Source organism: Pseudomonas asuensis (genome assembly GCF_014646755.1).
GTDB classification, from domain to species: domain Bacteria; phylum Pseudomonadota; class Gammaproteobacteria; order Pseudomonadales; family Pseudomonadaceae; genus Chryseomonas; species Chryseomonas asuensis.
Genome location: NZ_BMNW01000001.1, coordinates 673,236 through 686,318 on the forward strand (window position 1 = coordinate 673,236; position 13,083 = coordinate 686,318).

At 53.2% G+C, this 13,083-nt stretch carries 11 protein-coding genes; 5 read left to right on the forward strand and 6 right to left on the reverse strand.

From position 1 onward, the window contains the following. Nucleotides 1-6: 6 nt before the first annotated feature. Genes pilP through IEX86_RS03060 form a run of 4 tightly spaced genes read right to left on the reverse strand, consistent with a single transcriptional unit; the run spans nucleotide 7 to nucleotide 2,799 of the window. On the reverse strand, nucleotides 7-531 hold the full coding sequence (gene pilP / locus IEX86_RS03045) for a type 4a pilus biogenesis lipoprotein PilP (protein ID WP_188864573.1): 525 nt from the start codon (nucleotides 529-531) through the stop codon (nucleotides 7-9). Then, nucleotides 528-1,151, reverse strand: a complete 624-nt coding sequence (pilO, locus tag IEX86_RS03050; RefSeq protein ID WP_188864574.1) for a type 4a pilus biogenesis protein PilO — start codon at nucleotides 1,149-1,151, stop codon at nucleotides 528-530. Before pilO ends, pilP begins: the two co-directional genes overlap by 4 nt. After that, nucleotides 1,148-1,735 (reverse strand): PilN domain-containing protein, encoded by a 588-nt coding sequence (locus IEX86_RS03055; RefSeq protein ID WP_188864575.1) that lies wholly within the window; start codon nucleotides 1,733-1,735, stop codon nucleotides 1,148-1,150. Before IEX86_RS03055 ends, pilO begins: the two co-directional genes overlap by 4 nt. Continuing rightward, nucleotides 1,735-2,799: a pilus assembly protein PilM gene (locus IEX86_RS03060; RefSeq protein ID WP_188864782.1), complete on the reverse strand. Its 1,065-nt coding sequence runs from the start codon at nucleotides 2,797-2,799 to the stop codon at nucleotides 1,735-1,737. Before IEX86_RS03060 ends, IEX86_RS03055 begins: the two co-directional genes overlap by 1 nt. Nucleotides 2,800-2,980: 181 nt before the next feature. Here IEX86_RS03060 and IEX86_RS03065 point away from each other — a divergent pair, with 181 nt between their 5' ends. Further along, nucleotides 2,981-5,404, forward strand: a complete 2,424-nt coding sequence (locus tag IEX86_RS03065) for a penicillin-binding protein 1A (protein WP_188864576.1) — start codon at nucleotides 2,981-2,983, stop codon at nucleotides 5,402-5,404. A gap of 46 nt (nucleotides 5,405-5,450) precedes the next feature. Here IEX86_RS03065 and IEX86_RS03070 read toward each other — a convergent pair whose 3' ends face one another. Continuing rightward, nucleotides 5,451-6,719: a malic enzyme-like NAD(P)-binding protein gene (locus IEX86_RS03070; protein WP_188864577.1), complete on the reverse strand. Its 1,269-nt coding sequence runs from the start codon at nucleotides 6,717-6,719 to the stop codon at nucleotides 5,451-5,453. Between the two features lie 570 nt (nucleotides 6,720-7,289). Then, nucleotides 7,290-7,508, reverse strand: a complete 219-nt coding sequence (gene rpmE, locus IEX86_RS03075) for a 50S ribosomal protein L31 (RefSeq protein ID WP_188864578.1) — start codon at nucleotides 7,506-7,508, stop codon at nucleotides 7,290-7,292. 162 nt (nucleotides 7,509-7,670) lie between these two features. Here rpmE and IEX86_RS03080 point away from each other — a divergent pair, with 162 nt between their 5' ends. From IEX86_RS03080 to hslV, 4 genes are all read left to right on the forward strand, one after another. After that, nucleotides 7,671-9,890 carry a primosomal protein N' gene (locus tag IEX86_RS03080; RefSeq protein WP_188864579.1) on the forward strand — a complete coding sequence of 740 codons (2,220 nt, stop codon included), beginning with the start codon at nucleotides 7,671-7,673 and terminating at the stop codon, nucleotides 9,888-9,890. 126 nt (nucleotides 9,891-10,016) lie between these two features. Next, nucleotides 10,017-11,756 carry an arginine--tRNA ligase gene (gene argS / locus IEX86_RS03085; RefSeq protein ID WP_188864580.1) on the forward strand — a complete coding sequence of 580 codons (1,740 nt, stop codon included), beginning with the start codon at nucleotides 10,017-10,019 and terminating at the stop codon, nucleotides 11,754-11,756. Between the two features lie 10 nt (nucleotides 11,757-11,766). After that, a complete protein-coding gene (locus tag IEX86_RS03090) occupies nucleotides 11,767-12,456 on the forward strand; it encodes an SPOR domain-containing protein (protein WP_188864581.1) in 690 nt (229 codons plus the stop codon). An 86-nt stretch (nucleotides 12,457-12,542) separates the two neighbouring features. Next, nucleotides 12,543-13,070: an ATP-dependent protease subunit HslV gene (hslV, locus tag IEX86_RS03095; RefSeq protein WP_010797022.1), complete on the forward strand. Its 528-nt coding sequence runs from the start codon at nucleotides 12,543-12,545 to the stop codon at nucleotides 13,068-13,070. Nucleotides 13,071-13,083: the final 13 nt, after the last annotated feature.

A 13,083-nucleotide genomic window follows, 5' to 3' on the forward strand; every position in this document is an offset into this window, starting at 1 on the left:
CCGTCCTTAAGAACTCTCTATTAGCGAAAGAGTACGGGGTCTTTCGAGCCAGCCGCCCTCTCCATCAGGAACGATTTCAATCACATCAATCTGACTTTCAGTGATGGAAATAATCCGCCCATCGTTTCTGCCCAAGTAGTCACCTACCTTGACCCGGTGAACCCCTCCAGCCCCTTTGATTAAGGCATAGCGACCTGAAGCGTTGGAAAGCGTACCCACCATCTGAAAAGTTTCGATATTGAAGCCTTCCAAGAACTGTTTTGGCCTCGTTTCGTCAGGCTTGATGTTCTTTGATCCTCTTTGCTTAGCCGTTAAATCAACCTTAATAGGTGGCTGGAACGGGCTACGCATATCAGCAGCACCATAAGCAAAAGGCTCGTAAGGCTGAAACTGGGGCAGCGGCTCTATGTTCCCTTTAGGCCTTGTCCGTACTTCATCCATATAACCTTGAAGGTCGGACACATCATCTCCGCCACCGCATCCCGACAGCCCAGCAAGCAAAAGCCCACACATCAGAATTCGGGCTCTCATTGTTGCAATCCCTTGTCGTTATAGCGATACGTCTTGGCCAGGATGTTCATTCTCAGCTGCGCCCCGCTGTCAGGCGACACACGGCTGATATCGAAATCGTGCAGGGTCACAATACGCGGCAGGCTCGAAGCGCTGCTGACAAAAGTGGCTAGATCGTGATAGCTCCCCACCACCGTAATCTGAATAGGCAATTCAACGTAAAACTGCTGTACGTTTTCAGGAAGCAGACGAATCTGCTCAAATTCAAGACCGCTTTTCAGACCGGTGCGCGTAATGTCCTCGAGTAGCGCAGGCACTTCCGTATCACTAGGCAGCTGACGCAACATGGCACCAAATGACTCTTCCATTTCAGTCATTTGAACCTTGTAAGCATCCAGGTTGGCAGCCTGAAATGCTTTCGTTGCAAACTGCTGCTTGAGGGTTTCCTCTTGAGCCTGCTTGTTTTCCAAGTCTGTCTGCATGTCTTTCAGATAGAAGTTATAGCCTAGCGCCAGCACCACAGCGACAATCAGGATGCAGGTAATCACCTTGGCTGCTGGGGGCCATGCACCCAGGTTATCCATATCAAGATCATTTAGATCGATCTTGCGAAGGCTTGCCAGAGTATCGGCCAAACTCATGACTTACCTCCTTGTGCAGGTACCGCAGGCGCTGGTACTTCAGGTTTTGTCTGCTTTACCGTCATCTGGAAAGCATTGTTCTGATCGACCGCTCCCGAAGTCAGTGCCTTGACTTCTGTCAGGTTCGGCGAAGCCAGCCAATCCGAGTTTTCGAAATTACGCATGAGATTGGAGACACGGTTATTCGACTCTGCCTCACCAACAATAGAAATCGTATCACCCTGCATTTTAAGACCAGTGAAATAAACGCCATCTGGCAGTGTGCGCACTAACTGGTCGAATACATGGCCAATAACCGGCCTGTTGCCCTGGAGGTCCTGAATGATTTTCATTCGCTCCAGGAGCTGCTGCCTGCGCGTCTTCAGTTCACTAATTTCCTGGATCCGAGAATCCAGCACAGCGATTTCACCTTGTATATAGGCGTTGCGTGAATCCTGGTTTTCGATTGCAGCAGTAAAATACTTATCACCTAGAAAGATGATTGCTGCCGACAGAACAAACATCCCGCCGATTACCACCAGAAAGCGTTTTTTACGTTCTTCCCTTAGCTGCTCACGCCAAGGTAACAGGTTGATATGGGCCATCAGTCGAAGCTCCTCATAGCCAGACCACAGGCAATCATGAGCGCAGGTGCGTCACTGGCCAGAGCACTTGCATTGACTTTGCTATTTAGCGTCATATCAGCAAACGGATTAGCTACTAGAGTCGGAGTGCCAATTTTCTGCTGGATTAAGCGATCCAAGCCGGAAATTGACGCAGTTCCTCCTGCTAGCAAGATATAGTCCACATCGTTGTACTGTCCGGCTGCAAAGAAAAATTGCAGGGAGCGAGCTACCTGCTGAACGACAGCATCCCGGAATGGCGTCAGCACCTCAGCCTGATAATCATCAGGAAGCCCACCCTGCTTTTTAGCAAGACCGGCCTCTTCCATGGATAACCCATAACGACGCTGGATTTCTTCAGTCAACTGACGGCCGCCAAAGAGCTGCTCACGTGTATAGATGGTACGGCCATTATGTAGCACGCTAAGAGTCGTCATTGTGGCGCCAATATCGACAATCGCAACCGTCAACTCATCGACGTTACCACCCAGCTGCCCGGCCATTAGCGTATAGGCACGCTCTAACGCATAGGCTTCGACATCAATGACCTTAGCGGAAAGTCCTGCTAATGCCAGAGCCGCTTCGCGGACTTCAACATTCTCCTTACGGCATGCAGCCAACAGCACCTCAACACGGCCTGCGTTGCGGGTAGACTGTCCCTGAACCTCAAAGTCGATCGCCACTTCCTCGAGGGGGTATGGAATATACTGATCTGCCTCAAGCTTGATCTGGTTTTCGAGCTCATCATCTGAAAGACCTGCATCCATTTCGATGGTCTTTGCAATAACAGCCGAACCCGCTACTGCCACCGCTGTATTTCGAGCATTAGTCCGAGCCTTGGTCAGCACTCGACCCAGGGCCTGCCCCACCCCTTCAAGCTCAGCAATGTTCTTTTCCACCACAGCATTCGGCGGCAATGGCTCAACAGCATAGGCCTCAACCCTATACCGTCCGCCAGCACGACTCAGCTCAAGCAACTTGACAGATGTTGAGCTGATATCGATTCCCAGTAGCGTATTCGTCTTCTTTTTGAATAGCCCTAGCACAACAGTTTCCCTATCTGTATTCGCCACGCATTGGGCGATTCGTATTCATCGGCATTAGCTGGCAGACTTGACATAAGCGCAAATAGCGATCTGTCCCAAAAACTGCCTATAATGCGCCTACTTCTTGGCTCGCAAATTTGTTGCCAGATTCACTTCTTTATAGCTGAAAAAGCCATATCCAATGCGTTTGTTAAAATTTATCTGGTGGTCTTGCCTTGGCATCGTCTGCAGCATCTTTCTTGGGCTTAGCGGTGCCTTTCTCTACCTTAGCCCGAGCCTGCCCTCGGTAGATGCCCTGCGCAACGTGCAATTGCAGATCCCCCTTCGCATTTACAGTGCAGATGGCAAATTGATCGCCGAATTTGGAGAAATGCGGCGCTCGCCCCTACGCTTTTCGGAAATTCCACCGGATTTTATCCACGCGCTGCTTTCAGCTGAGGACGACAACTTTGCCAACCACTACGGCGTAGACGTTAAAAGCCTGATGCGTGCCGTGGCACAACTGGTCAAAACAGGTCACATTCAGACCGGCGGCAGCACCATTACCATGCAGGTAGCCAAGAACTATTTCTTGACTAGCGAACGCAGCTTTTCACGCAAATTCACCGAGATACTGCTGGCCTTGCAAATTGAGCGCCAGCTTACAAAAGATGAAATTCTGCAGCTCTATGTGAACAAAATTTATCTGGGTAACCGGGCGTACGGGATCGAAGCAGCTGCGCAGGTGTACTACGGTAAGCCTATCAACGAGCTGACTCTGGCTCAAAAGGCCATGATTGCTGGCCTGCCCAAGGCACCGTCACGCTATAACCCTATCGTAAACCCCGAACGCAGCAAGGAACGACGCAACTGGATTCTCGAGCGTATGCTGAAGCTGGGCTACATTGACCAGAAGGCTTACGAAACGGCTGTAGCTGAGTCTATCGATGCCTATCACCATGTGGCCGTACCAGAGCTTGCGGCACCCTACGTTGCCGAAATGGCTCGAGCCGAAATGGTTGGACGGTACGGTAGCGATGCGTACACAGAGGGCTATAAGGTTACGACGACTATCGACAGTCGCCTGCAGAACGTCGCCAATACTGCTGTTCGCAATGGCTTGATCGACTATGACCAGCGTCATGGCTATCGCGGAGTCGAGGCTCGCTATCCAAACAAAACGCGTAGCGAGTGGCTGAGTCTAGTACAGTCCCATCGTGCTGTCGGGGGCCTGGAGCCAGCAATCGTTACCCAGACTGAAAAAAGCGGCATATTAGTCCTGACAACCAGTGACAAGGAAGAAGCTGTCGCGTGGGAAACCATGAAGTGGGCTCGCCCTTATATTAGCGCCAACAGCATGGGTCCTAAGCCCAGTGGGCCGAGTGATGTGGTCAAAGTAGGCGACCTGATCCGTATTCTGCGTCAAGAAGATGGCAGCTTACGTTTTGTTCAGGTCCCCAAGGCCCAGAGTGCGCTGGTTTCGCTTGACCCTCAGGACGGAGCCATCCAGGCCCTGATCGGAGGGTTTTCGTTTGAGCAGAGCAATTACAACCGCGCAATACAGGCTCGGCGTCAGCCTGGCTCAAGCTTCAAGCCATTCATTTATAGTGCTGCGCTGGATAAGGGTTATACGGCAGCCTCTCTCGTTAACGATGCGCCTATTGTATTTATGGACAGCAGCATGGACGAGGCTTGGCGCCCTAAAAATGATACGAACACCTTCCTAGGCCCTATTCGCCTACGTGAGGCGCTGTATCGTTCGCGAAACTTGGTATCCATTCGCCTGCTGCAGGCCATTGGGATCGATTATGCAATCAACTATGTAACTCGCTTCGGCTTTGAAAAGGATCTTCTGCCTCGCAATCTTTCATTGGCCCTAGGCACGCCTGGCCTGACACCAATGGAAGTTGCCAATGGCTGGACGGCCTTTGCCAACGGTGGCTACAAAGTAAACTCCTACATTATCTCGAAGGTTGAGAGCCGTGACGGACAGCTACTTTATCAAGCCAACCCGCCACGCGTTCCACAAAACCCAGGCACCGTTTCGGAGCAGGGAAATGTTCAAACAACCCCTGCCAGTGTTACCACACCTGATAGCACCCTGAGCCAGACACCCGCCATTGCGCCGCAGATTATCGATCCGCGTAACGCCTATATCATGACGAGCATGCTGCAAGATGTGATCAAGCGCGGCACTGGCCGTCGAGCATTAGAGCTGAAACGAGGAGACTTGGCAGGCAAAACGGGCACGACAAATGACTCCAAGGACACTTGGTTCTCTGGATACAATGCGGATTACGTTACAACGGTGTGGGTAGGATTTGACCAACCTGACACCTTAGGCCGCCATGAGTTTGGTGGTAATGTAGCGCTTCCTATCTGGATGCAATATATGGGCAGTGCCTTAGAAGGCAAACCCGAGCATTTACCGGCAGAGCCTCCAGGAATTGCTACTTTGCGCATTGACCCCGTTAGTGGCCGAGCGGCTCCGCCCGGCACGCCAGATGCGTACTTTGAGCTATTCAAGAACGAAGATACGCCGCCACCAATGGATGAACTAGGCCCAGGCAGTTCGCCAGGCACACCACTTCCGTCTGACGAATCCGCCCCTATGGACCTGTTCTAAAGGGCAATAAAAAACCCCGCCAAGGCGGGGTTTTTTATTGCTTTGATTAGTGACTAAAAACGTCACTAACCGACTTGAGCGGATAGTGTGCAGGATAAGCACGAGTCGCTACGCCGGACTCAATAGCCGCCTTGGCTACGGCGTCAGATACTACTGTAATCAGGCGGGGATCCATGGGTTTCGGAATAATATAGCCACGACCAAAGCTTAGCTCATCAACACCATAGGCTTCGCATACTTCCTTTGGCACTGGAAGCTTGGCGAGATCACGTAGTGCATGAGCCGCTGCAATTTTCATGTCTTCATTGATTACCGTAGCGCGAACATCCAGCGCCCCGCGGAAAATGAAGGGGAAACCCAATACATTGTTAACCTGATTCGGATAGTCGGAACGACCAGTTGCCATGATGACATCGGAACGGGTTTCGTGAGCCAGCTCAGGTTTAATTTCCGGATCAGGGTTAGAGCATGCAAATACGATGGGATTAGGAGCCATGCGCTGCAGATCTTCGGCGCTTAGCAAATTTGCACCGGAGAGGCCTACGAATACGTCAGCACCATCCAGCGCCTCAGCCAAGGTGCGTTTTTCAGTCTCGGTCGCGAAGATGGCTTTGTATTGATTGAGATCAGTACGGCCAGAATGAATGACGCCTTGACGGTCTAGCATAAAGATATTTTCGACCTTGGCACCCATGCTGATCAAAAGCTTCATGCAGGAAATAGCCGCAGCGCCCGCACCTAGACACACGATCTTGGCATCCTCAAGGCTCTTACCGGCGATCTCCAACGCGTTCAGCATACCCGCTGCTGTAACGATGGCCGTCCCATGCTGATCATCATGGAAAACCGGGATATTGCACTGCTCGATTAGAGCCTTTTCAATCTCAAAGCACTCAGGCGCCTTGATATCTTCCAGATTGATGCCACCAAAGGTAATAGAGATGCGCTTTACAGTATCAATGAACGCCTGCGGACTTTCGGCATCGACTTCGATATCAAATACGTCGATGCCAGCAAAGCGCTTGAACAATACGCCCTTACCTTCCATAACCGGCTTGGATGCCAGTGGCCCCAAATTTCCCAGGCCAAGGATGGCTGTACCATCAGAGATGACTGCAACCAGATTACCTTTACCGGTGTACTGATAGGCCAGCTCCGCATCGCGGGCGATTTCACGTACAGGTTCTGCTACACCTGGACTGTAAGCCAAGGAAAGATCACGAGCGGTGGCGGTAGGCTTGGTCAGCTCAACGCTCAGCTTACCTGGACGGGGCTGGGCATGGTATTCGAGAGCGGCTGTTTTCAAATCAGACATTATAAGTATCCGCTATGTCATGTTGGGCAAAGTGGATGGAGGATACGCAAGAAGATTACGCCTCACAAGCAATGGCCCTGATAGTCAATAGTTGTTCTATACGACTTTAGGCCAATCCTGTATAGCCTCTCATCCGTAGTAACAAGGTGAGCTACCTTAAGGCCAAAGCATGGCCAGCAAGGCAGACACGGATAGATCGAACATCGATAGCAGGCACAGACGGTTTGTCTTGCCAACGGTGCATTGCAAGGGTATCAGTCGACCTTTGGGCTGACTGTGACAATACCCTACCGTGTACATGTTCTCATTGTGTGAGGTTGCGAAGCGGCTGCGGGGATAGGTCAGCCCGACTCCTAAGCTGATTATGCGGGAACAGCCCTGACTTGACATCTGTCTCAATGTCACAGCCGGTTAGAGCAATTCAGGCAATACCTATCAGCACACTTGGCAATCAGGTGCGTATTAAAGACAGACTCACTTCTACCTAAAAGAGACAGAAATGAAAAAGGCGCCTGTATAGGCGCCTTTTTTGTTAAATCGCTCAGGTAAAGACATGAGCGATCAAACATATTACTTCTGAGCAGTACCGAAAACACCGAAGCGCTGCTTGAAGCGGTCGATACGACCACCAGCGTCCAGCACCTTCTGCTTACCTGTGTAGAACGGGTGGCATTCAGAGCACACGTCCAGGTTGATGTTCTTGGCCAGCGTGGAGCGCGTCTTGATGACATTGCCACAGCTGCAGCTTGCTTCGATATCGGTATACGTAGGATGAATATCGGCTTTCATTACGAAATCCTCGAGGTTCGTGCCGTGCCGCCATCCGGCGTCATTGCCGAATACCGCACGGATAATAGGCCGCGCATCATAACAGAGGCTTGCAACGATGCAAGCCGTTACGTCTACCAATGGTCTGTTAAGATCTGCCTCTTTTTACCCACGAGTCCAGACGTGTCTGAAGTTCTGCTGCGCCTTGCGCTGCCTTCTCCTTTACGCCGGCTATTCGACTATCGAGTGCCAGCTGGCGTTGACGCCTCAGAGCTTGCTCCAGGCGTTCGACTGCGCGTACCGTTTGGTCGCCGAGAGGTCGTTGGCATTCTGGTGCAAACGGCTTCTGAAACCGATGTTCCGCAAGACAAGCTAAAGCCTGCTATTGCGCTGCTGGATACTATCCCTCCAATGCCGGCCAGCCTGATCGAGCTTTGCAAGTGGACGGCTCAATACTATCAACACAGCCTGGGCGATACCTTCACCTGCGCCTTGCCAGGGCCGTTACGCCAAGGCGATCCTGCCGAGCGACGAGTTCAACGGTTCTGGGTAGCCACGCCGGATGCTGACGTATCTGACCCACGCCTGGCGCGTGCGCCACGCCAGCGCGATGCATTAAAGGTTGTCAAGCAGCATCCCCATGGCGTTGCCCATGACCTACTTAGCCAACTAGGCCTGGCCAAGGATACACTCGACACGTTGCAGGCAAAGGGACTAGTCGATGTTGAATCACGTCAGATCATGCCGGCCAAGCATCACGGCGCCTGGCTGGCCCAGGCAGAGCTTCCTTTTAACCACGAGCAGCGTATTGCCTACGAAGCGGTTAAAGCACGACTTGGCAGCTTTCACTGCTTTTTATTGGACGGTGTGACAGGAAGTGGCAAGACCGAGGTTTATCTTCAGCTCATACGCCGGACGCTTGAAGCGGGACGGCAGGCATTAGTTCTCATTCCAGAAATCAACCTGGGCCCGCAAACATTGTCCCGCTTCGAGAAGCGCTTCAATGCTCGTATCGTGCTGATCCACTCGGCCCTCACTGATCGCGAACGGACAGATGCATGGCTGGCCGCCCGCGACGGTGATGTAGATATAGTAATAGGCACGCGATCAGCCCTCTTTACTCCGCTGAAGAATCCGGGGCTCATCATTGTTGATGAAGAGCATGACGCGTCTTATAAGCAGCAGGAAGGTTTGCGCTACCATGCACGAGACTTGGCTGTCGTCAGGGCTCGTCTTGAAAGAGTTCCGCTGTTGTTAGGCTCTGCCACGCCATCTCTAGAGAGCCTTCATAACGCTGAAATTGGCCGCTACGGTCTACTTCGCCTTACTCAGCGCGCCGGCACTGCTACTGCACCAAAATTCCAGCGCCTTGACGTCAGGAGCCGCCCCCTAGACTCAGGCCTGTCGCAGCCGTTGAACCAAGCGATTGGCGACACACTGAGTAAAGGCCAACAGGTTCTGGTTTTTTTAAATCGCCGCGGCTTTGCACCCACGCTGTTATGCCATGACTGTGGCTGGGTCGCTCAGTGCCCACGCTGTGATGCGCGCATGACAATTCATCAACGCTCAGGCGAGTTGCGCTGTCACCATTGCGATCATCGCCAACGTCCGTCACAGCACTGCCCTGCGTGTGGAAAGCTGGACTTACGCCCATTGGGTGCAGGTACGGAACGGGCGGAGGAGCGACTTCGAATTCTCTTCCCACAGTTTCCAGTGTTGCGCGTCGATAGGGACAGCACGATGCGCAAAGATGCCATGACTAACATTTTCTCCATTATTCAACGAGGCGAGCCGTGCATCCTGGTAGGAACGCAGATGCTTGCCAAAGGGCACCACTTTCCACGCGTTACCTTGGTCGCCATCCTGGATGCCGATGGAGGCCTCTTCTCGGCAGACTTCCGCGCCAGCGAGCGGATGGCTCAACAGGTGGTTCAGGTCGCGGGCCGCTCAGGCCGAGCAGAAGTACAGGGGCAAGTCCTGATTCAGACGCATTTGGCGGACCATCCCTTGCTCGTACAACTAACCGAGCAAGGTTATGTTGCTTTTGCCCAACAGGCGCTGGCAGAGCGACGTGCGGCCGGCTTACCCCCCTTCACCCATTTGGCGCTGCTGCGTGCCGAAGCCTACAAGCCCGGTCAGGCTGAAGAATTTCTGGAGCTGGCCTATACTGAGGCGGATCAATTGGCAGCAGAGCTGGACTTGCCTCACATCGAACTTCTTGGCCCTGTTCCCGCTCCCATGGAACGCCGGGCAGGTCGTTTTCGCGCACAGCTTTTACTGCAGGCATCGCTCAGGGCGCCGCTTCACCGGCTGCTGACCAACTGGGTCTTGCGACTGGAAACCCTGCCTGCGGGGCGACAGGTGCGCTGGTCACTGGACATCGATCCCATCGACCTTTATTGAGATTTCACCTCTAATTTCGGGTTCCGCAGGCTTCAATGACGTCTACACATTGGCAAGTGATCCTAGCCTGCGGATAATGCAGGGTTTTCATTACGCGCCCAGGCGCGAGCCAAAGGCCAGACGATCATGAAAGACACTATTCGACAGCTTATTCAGAACGCCTTGGAGCGCCTTACTGCCGAAGGCATCTTGCCAGAGGGTCTGACGCCGACCATCCAGGTTGAAAACACCAAGGATAAAAGCCACGGCGACTTTGCCAGCAACATCGCCATGATGCTCGCAAAGCCTGCCGGCATGAAGCCCCGTGACCTTGCAGAAAAACTTATTGCAGCCCTACCTGCCGACGCCAGTATCAGCCAGGTACAAATCGCAGGCCCAGGCTTTCTGAACTTCTTCCAGAATCATGAACAGTTGGCTCAGCGCCTTGATGCGGCACTAACCGACGGACAACTGACTGTCCGCAAGGTAGCGCCTAAACAGCGTGTTGTAGTAGATCTTTCCTCGCCTAACCTGGCCAAGGAAATGCACGTAGGCCATCTACGTTCCACTATCATCGGTGACGCTGTTGCACGTGTACTCGAATTCCTGGGCGATGATGTTATCCGGCAGAACCATGTCGGAGATTGGGGAACCCAGTTCGGTATGCTGCTCGCTTATCTGGAAGAGCAGCCTGTAGCCGCTGAAAGCGAACTGTCCGATCTGGAAACGTTTTACCGAGCCGCCAAGAAACGCTTCGACGATTCTCCTGAATTTGCTGATCGCGCCCGCGAACTGGTTGTCAGGCTACAAGCGGGCGATGAGTCCTGCCTAAAACTATGGCACCGCTTCAACGATATCTCGCTAAGCCACTGCCAGAAGGTTTATGACCGACTGAACGTCAAGCTCACACCTGCGGACGTTAAAGGGGAAAGCGCCTATAACAGCGACTTGCCTGGTATTGTGACCGAGCTGAATGCCAAAGGCCTGCTTACCGAAAGTGATGGCGCTCACTGTGTCTTCCTTGAAGAGTTCAAGAATGCAGAGGGCAATCCGCTTCCTGTGATCGTGCAGAAAGCAGGTGGCGGCTACCTATATGCGACCACCGACTTGGCAGCCATGCGTTACCGTAGCCAAACCCTAAATGCTGATCGCGTACTTTATTTCGTCGATCAGCGCCAGGCACTGCACTTCCAGATGGCATTTGAAGTTGCACGTCTGGCCGGCTTTGTTGCTCCATCCATGAGCTTGGAGCATATGGGATTCGGTACGATGAATGGCGCCGACGGTCGCCCATTCAAGACCCGCGATGGCGGCACGGTCAAGCTGATCGACTTGCTGGATGAGGCAGAAGAACGCGCCTACGTCCTGGTCAAAGAGAAAAACCCTTCATTGGAAGAAGCTGAGTTACGTGAAATTGCTCGCGCCGTTGGCATCGGTGCCGTCAAATATGCAGACCTGTCGAAACACAGAACGAGTGATTACAGCTTCAACTTTGAGCTGATGCTCAGCTTTGAAGGCAATACAGCGCCGTATCTGCTTTACGCCTATACCCGTGTCGCCAGCATCTTCCGTAAGCTTGGCAAAGGGTATAACGAAGTAGAAGGCCAGATCCGCCTGGACGCTCCACAAGAGCAGGAGCTGGGTGCTCGCCTGGCGCAGTTTGGTGAAGTCCTCAACTCAGTCGCAGAAAAAGGTGTACCGCACCTGCTGTGTGCCTACCTTTACGATATTGCAGGCCTTTTCTCTAGCTTCTATGAGAACTGCCCCATTCTTAACGCAGAAGATCCTGCTCAACGCCAGAGCCGCCTGCGGCTGGCCGCCCTGACTGGACGTACCCTTAAACAAGGTCTCGAACTGCTAGGCCTGAATACACTGGAACGCATGTAAACGGACGTATATGGCCAAGAAAGCAGCACCTAAACGAGGCGCAAGCCGAAACCAGCCATCAGCCAAGAAGCAGCCTATCCCTGGTTGGGTATGGCTGGCTTCAGGCCTTGCCATTGGTGGCTTTGTAGTCTTCCTGATGAAGCTCGAGCCGGGCAACGATGCTGTTCGTCGACCGAAAGGTGAAGAAGTGCAAGTCACTTCCAAGGCCAAGCAGGAGGCACCTACTACGCCGACACCGGTCAAGCCCAAGTATGATTTCTATACACTGCTGCCGGAGTCTGAAGTTATCGTTCCGCCGGATGCCGTGCCACAAACAACGCCAGCTCCACCCAAGCCTGAAACACCTCCGCCGTCAACAACGCAGCCACCGGCAGGATCGCCACAACAGCCTCAGACGCCTGCCCAAGCTACTGCGCAAGCAGCAGCTCAGCAGCCTAAGGCTGCCGCTCAGCCTCCCGTAACGTTGTTCTTCCTCCAGGCTGGCTCGTTCAGAACCCAGGCTGATGCTGACCGTGTTCGAGCCCAGATTATCCTGATCGGTCAGGATGTACGGGTAGAGTCCGGCAAGGTAAAGGATGACACTTGGTATCGCGTCCTGGTCGGCCCCTTCCGGGACCGTAGTCAATTGACCCAGGCTCAAAGCCAGCTGGCCAGCAATGGTTTCAAGAACCTGCTGCTCCAGCAACGCCAAGGTCGATAACACATGGCGGCCGGAAAAGGCTTGAAGCCTTGGAAGGCCGTCCCCATATCTCCGGCAATAGCTTAAGGCATAGCAGGAGAACACCCTTGACCACTATCGTTTCAGTGCGTCGCAACGGCAAAGTCGTCATTGGCGGCGACGGCCAGGTATCCCTGGGTAATACCGTCATGAAGGGCAATGCACGCAAAGTCCGCCGTCTTTACCACGGGCAGGTCTTGGCAGGCTTCGCTGGAGGCACGGCGGATGCATTCACCTTGTTTGAACGCTTCGAGCAGCAACTCGACAAACATCAGGGCCATCTTGTTCGTGCAGCGGTAGAGTTGGCCAAAGACTGGCGTACTGACCGCGCACTTCGCCGGCTGGAAGCTATGCTGGCAGTAGCTAACAAAGATGCCTCATTGATCATTACTGGCAATGGCGACGTCGTTGAGCCCGAAGAAGGTCTGATTGCCATGGGCTCTGGCGGCCCTTATGCACAAGCTGCCGCTCGCGCCCTGCTCACACACACTGAATTGAGTGCGCGTGAGATTGCCGAAACTGCACTGAATATTGCGGGAGACATTTGTGTCTTCACTAACCGTAACCTGACTATTGAGGAGCTGGACGCTTCCTGAGTCCGGCCGGAAT

Bases quoted from the DNA above. Each gene is read 5' to 3' on its own strand.
- rpmE (WP_188864578.1), bottom strand. From the start codon at position 7,508: ATGAAAGCCGATATTCATCCTACGTATACCGATATCGAAGCAAGCTGC.
- IEX86_RS03065 (WP_188864576.1), top strand. From the start codon at position 2,981: ATGCGTTTGTTAAAATTTATCTGGTGGTCTTGCCTTGGCATCGTCTGC.
- pilP (WP_188864573.1), bottom strand. From the start codon at position 531: ATGAGAGCCCGAATTCTGATGTGTGGGCTTTTGCTTGCTGGGCTGTCG.
- argS (WP_188864580.1), top strand. From the start codon at position 10,017: ATGAAAGACACTATTCGACAGCTTATTCAGAACGCCTTGGAGCGCCTT.
- pilO (WP_188864574.1), bottom strand. From the start codon at position 1,151: ATGAGTTTGGCCGATACTCTGGCAAGCCTTCGCAAGATCGATCTAAAT.
- IEX86_RS03090 (WP_188864581.1), top strand. From the start codon at position 11,767: ATGGCCAAGAAAGCAGCACCTAAACGAGGCGCAAGCCGAAACCAGCCA.
- IEX86_RS03055 (WP_188864575.1), bottom strand. From the start codon at position 1,735: ATGGCCCATATCAACCTGTTACCTTGGCGTGAGCAGCTAAGGGAAGAA.
- IEX86_RS03070 (WP_188864577.1), bottom strand. From the start codon at position 6,719: ATGTCTGATTTGAAAACAGCCGCTCTCGAATACCATGCCCAGCCCCGT.